This window comes from Kineococcus esterisolvens (assembly GCF_050871405.1).
Lineage (GTDB): Bacteria > Actinomycetota > Actinomycetes > Actinomycetales > Kineococcaceae > Kineococcus.
Genome location: NZ_JBJLRI010000148.1, coordinates 1 through 1,440, shown reverse-complemented (window position 1 = coordinate 1,440; position 1,440 = coordinate 1). Strand labels below are relative to the sequence as shown.

2 protein-coding genes are annotated in these 1,440 nt (G+C 68.3%); both read left to right on the top strand.

The genetic code is table 11. The features are described from left to right. A partial coding sequence (locus tag ACRYR8_RS21155) for a carbohydrate ABC transporter permease (protein WP_432486233.1) occupies positions 1 to 429 on the top strand: 429 nt, incomplete at its 5' end. A 173-nt stretch (positions 430 to 602) separates the two neighbouring features. After that, entirely contained in the window at positions 603 to 1,421 is an 819-nt protein-coding gene (locus ACRYR8_RS21150) for a carbohydrate ABC transporter permease (RefSeq protein WP_432486234.1), read from the top strand. Positions 1,422 to 1,440 lie beyond the last annotated feature (19 nt).

Genomic DNA, 1,440 nt, shown 5'->3' with positions numbered 1-1,440 from the left:
GTCGATCCGCAGCTGGCGCTGCTGTCGGTGGCGCTGGTCGACGTGTGGAAGGGCGTGGGCCTGGCCACGCTGATCTACATGGCCGGGATCGTCTCGATCCCCAAGGAGTACTACGAGGCCGCCAAGGTCGACGGGGCCGGCTCGTGGACGCTGTTCCGCAACGTGATCTTCCCGTTGTCGTGGCCGGCGACCTCCACGGTGATCACCTTGTCGCTGATCGGGGGCCTGCGCTCGTTCGACCTGATCTGGGCGATGACGCGCGGCGGGCCCGGTTTCACCTCCGACGTGATCGCCTCGGTGATCTACAAGCAGTACCAGGCCGGCTTCTACGGCCTGTCCACCGCCGGCAACGTGATCCTCTTCATCGCCGTCACCGCTCTGGTGCTGCCGCTGACGCGGTTCCTGGCCCGCAAGGAGGTCGAGCTGTGAGCTCCACGATCAGTCCCGCCGGGCCGCTGAACCCCCGCCCCCGCTCCCGGTCCCGCTCCCGTGCCCGCTCCCGGTCCCGTGCCTGGTCGCGGTCCTGGCCTCGGCGCGGGGGTGGGGTGGACCCGCAGGGCCCGGCGCCGGGTGGTGGGCGCGTCGGTGGCCCGCGCGCGGCGCTGTACCGCTACGGGGTCGGTGCCCTGGCGATCGTGCTCAGCGTCGTGGTGTTCATCGTGCCGTTCGTGTTCATCGTGCTGGTGGCGGCGATGGACTCCACCCAGGCCAGCGAGTTCCGCTTCGCGTGGCCGCGCAACGCGCAGGTGTGGCAGAACCTGGTGGAGGTCGTGCGCACGCGCGACTACATCCTGGTCATCGCGTTCATCAACTCCATCGTGCTGACGGTGGCCAGTGTGACGTTGATGGTGGTGCTCGGCTCGATGGTCGCGTTCGTGCTGCAGCGGCGCGCCAGCCGCTGGAACGGGCTGATCAACTTCCTGGTCCTGGCCGGGCTGATCATGCCGCCGGCGGTGGTGCCGACGATCTGGGTGCTGCAGCGGCTGGGGATGTTCGCCACGATGCCGGGGTTGATCCTGGTGGAGGTCGCGTTCGGGATCTCCTTCACGGTGCTGCTGTTCCGGGCGTTCATCTCCACGATCCCGCGCGAGCTGGACGAGGCGGCGGTCCTGGACGGGGCCGGTCCGTTGCGGTTGTTCTTCCGGGTGATCCTGCCGCTGCTGCGCCCGGTGCTGGTCACGGTGGTGCTGGTGCAGTCGGTGGCGGTGTTCAACGACTTCCAGACGCCGTTGTACTTCCTGCCCGGCGATGCCGGCGCGACGGTGCAGCTGACGTTGTTCAACTTCCAGAGCCAGAACCTGTCCAGCTACAACCTGCTGTTCATGGACATCCTGCTGATCACGATCCCGCCGCTGGTGCTGTACCTGTTCTTCAACCGCCAGATCGTCGCCGGCATGACCTCCGGCGCCGTCAAGGGCTGACCACCGCCCCCACCGCCCC